The 2,529-nt window shown below is 69.0% G+C and carries 5 protein-coding genes; 2 read left to right on the top strand and 3 right to left on the bottom strand.

Annotation, left to right across the window (positions count from 1 at the left end; all coding sequences use genetic code 11):
• The coding region (locus tag AC14A7_RS11650; RefSeq protein WP_484009215.1) for a hypothetical protein at positions 1–246 on the bottom strand (246 nt) is incomplete at its 3' end.
• 2 nt (positions 247–248) lie between these two features.
• Positions 249–881, bottom strand: a complete 633-nt coding sequence (locus tag AC14A7_RS11645; protein WP_484009213.1) for a hypothetical protein — start codon at positions 879–881, stop codon at positions 249–251.
• Positions 882–968: 87 nt separating this feature from the next.
• Between AC14A7_RS11645 and AC14A7_RS11640 the strand changes: the two genes are divergently transcribed.
• A complete protein-coding gene (locus AC14A7_RS11640) occupies positions 969–1,253 on the top strand; it encodes a helix-turn-helix domain-containing protein (RefSeq protein WP_484009211.1) in 285 nt (94 codons plus the stop codon).
• On the opposite strand, the gene AC14A7_RS11635 is transcribed toward AC14A7_RS11640, so the two are convergent.
• On the bottom strand, positions 1,250–1,852 hold the full coding sequence (locus AC14A7_RS11635) for a hypothetical protein (protein ID WP_484009209.1): 603 nt from the start codon (positions 1,850–1,852) through the stop codon (positions 1,250–1,252). The two genes, AC14A7_RS11640 and AC14A7_RS11635, sit on opposite strands and share 4 nt — an antisense overlap.
• Before the next feature lie 156 nt (positions 1,853–2,008).
• On the opposite strand from AC14A7_RS11635, the gene AC14A7_RS11630 reads away from it, so the two are divergent.
• Positions 2,009–2,482 (top strand): Rv3235 family protein, encoded by a 474-nt coding sequence (locus tag AC14A7_RS11630; RefSeq protein WP_484009207.1) that lies wholly within the window; start codon positions 2,009–2,011, stop codon positions 2,480–2,482.
• Positions 2,483–2,529: the final 47 nt, after the last annotated feature.

Raw genomic sequence — 2,529 nt, 5'->3', positions numbered from 1 at the left:
CGCGTGGGCCCGCCCCGCCTCATCGGCCAGCATCGCCACCACCCGGATTCCCCGCACGTCGCACGCGGCGAGCACGCCGCTCGAGAGCACGGCGGGGTCGCTCGCAGCGACGACGATCTCCGGGGTCGTCGAGTCGAGCAGAGCGATCACCTCGGCGGAGGCTGCCGCACGCGAGACCACCTCGTGTCCGTACCCGGCCGCCTCTGCGGCGAGCTGGGGCCGTGCGGCCAGGAGCACGCGGGCCACGCTCAGCCCTTCGCGGGGAGGGACGCGGGGATGACCGAGAGGGCATCCTCGTTGGCGATTGCCTCGAGCACTCTCGCGATCTTCGATCGCGGCACGAGCAGCTCGAGACTCGACGAGTCGCCGCTGGCGACGATGCCCTCCGACTCGAGCTGACGCACGACCGTCGCACCCGTGACGATGACCGAGGGTGGGGCGAAGGTGTTCGACTCCTCGCGGGATGCACCCCACAGGTCGACGACAGTGCCGGGTTCGACCGAGGCGGGAAGCTGTCCATTGACCGTGATGACCACGGAGGCGAGCCGCAGCCCGGCCGCCGAACCGACCGCGGACGCCGGCACGATCTCCCCGTCGCCGACTGCCCTCACGACAACGAGCCCCTCGTCTGGCACGTCACCCGGAGCGAGGTAGAGCTCTGGCGACGTCTCGATTCGCACGCTGACCGCCACCAGGTCGTCTCTCTCGATGCGGTCACCGGGCGCGATGGCATTGCGGGCCGCATAGACGAGGATGCTGGCATCGGCCGACGAGACGATGGCGAGCACGCCGCCGACCGATGCGATCACGAGCAGGATGCCGATGGCGAACCTCGGATCGAACCAGAAGCGTCGGCGGCGCGGAGCGGCGGAGTCAGTCATGGGCCTATGGTCACGATGAGGCGAGACGGGCGCAGGAAGTTTTCCACAGCCCGGTTGGCGACCAGGCGATCGACGCATAATCGACGCATGACCTCATCGATGGAAGACCCCGGCCTCGGGCGCTTCCTCACGATCGCCGACACGGCAGAGCTGCTCGCGCTCTCTGCCGCCGAGGTTCACCAGCTGATCGCGTCGGGCGAGCTCCCGGCGATCCGCCTCGGGTCGCCTGGCCAATGGCGCATCGAGCGCTCCGTTCTCGAGGCCTTCATCGAGGGCAAGTACGAGGAGTCGCGGCGCATCGGGCTGTGGAACCAGGCCGACTTCAGCGGCGTGCTCGACTTCGACACGGCCAGAACGACCGCAACAGACTAGACCCGCACCATCACGATCTGGGCAAGCGGCACCAGTCGCGACTGCGACACCGCGGCGTCTCGGCGCGGCTCCCCGGCCTCGTGCATCGCAAGGTCGAGATGATCGCGGCCGACCCGGTCGATCGTGCCGCGGAGCATGCCGGATACGGTGTGCACCTCGAGGGCGGAACGGCGGCGGCACAGGTCGCGTAGCACGAACCCGAGGCTGAGGCGGGCGGGAAGGGCGGCTCTCCGTGGCGGGTCGGCTTCGGCGTCCAGACTGAGGGCGAGCTGCTCGCGCGTGAGGGCGATGGAGGCTATGGCGGCGATCGGGATGATGCACTGGGCCCTTCGTGTCGACTCGTCGACGACATCCGCAGAGAACCAGTCGCGGCCAACCGTGACCGGCCGCACCGCGATCGTCGAGCCGTCGGCGAGGAAGATGCGCACGGAATAGGCCGATCCCTTTGGCTGCGCCTCGTCAATGGCAACGAGGCGGTCGCGGATGGTGAGCCGGCCGAGGCGGAGGCGCTCCTCCTCGGCGCGCACGTCGAGCTCCTCCGCAGACAGCTCCTGTTCGAGCTGCCCCTCGAGGTCGTCGAAGAGGTTGTCCCACCGCATGGGGCCGACGGTAGTGACGGCTGGGGAATGTTACGCCGTGTTATCCACAGCCCCAACGGTGGGGCGTAGACAGATCGTGGCCGGTCTGGCAATCTGTGCCCGTCCCCCTAAACGGGGGTAGACCCCCATGCCGATTGTGCGACACGAGGATGCCGAATGAGCAACGCAGTTCCCGCCCCGATGCCAAGCACTGAGCCCTCGCTCCCCCGTGAGGCCCTGCCCTCCAAGCCGATCCGTCCGCGGTTCGTCGCCGACGAGTTCTTCGGCCACCAGCCGACGCCGCGCGAGAGCCTGCCGAGCCCAGAGCCGCTGCTGGAGAACCTCACCCGGTGCGTCATCGAGATCCTCGCCGGTGCCCGCGACCTCGAGCAGATCGCCCGCTGGGTCAGCGACGACGTCTACCGTCATCTGCTCAAGCGGGTCGTGCTCTCCACCCGCGCCCGTCAGGCCAAGAACCAGGCGGTGTCACGCCCGAGCTTCACCATCGGCTCCACGACGGTGTGCGAGCCGCGAGATGGCGTGGTCGAAGCCGTGATCATCGTGCGGGGCCGCGCCCGCAGTCGCGCCGTCGCTATCCGGCTCGAAGGACTCGACCGCCGCTGGCGCGCGACCGCCATCAACGTGCTCTAGCGCTCACCGACCCAGAAACGACCTCGGGGCCCCAGTTGCAATTGGGG

The organism is Conyzicola sp. (assembly GCF_057073975.1).
Note: the sequence above shows the minus strand (reverse complement) of the source record. Positions and strands in the feature narration are given on the sequence as shown.

What these genes read in the sequence shown, in the direction of transcription:
- AC14A7_RS11645 (WP_484009213.1), bottom strand. Translation starts at nt 881, where the DNA reads ATGACTGACTCCGCCGCTCCGCGCCGCCGACGCTTCTGGTTCGATCCG.
- AC14A7_RS11635 (WP_484009209.1), bottom strand. Translation starts at nt 1,852, where the DNA reads ATGCGGTGGGACAACCTCTTCGACGACCTCGAGGGGCAGCTCGAACAG.
- AC14A7_RS11640 (WP_484009211.1), top strand. Translation starts at nt 969, where the DNA reads ATGACCTCATCGATGGAAGACCCCGGCCTCGGGCGCTTCCTCACGATC.
- AC14A7_RS11630 (WP_484009207.1), top strand. Translation starts at nt 2,009, where the DNA reads ATGAGCAACGCAGTTCCCGCCCCGATGCCAAGCACTGAGCCCTCGCTC.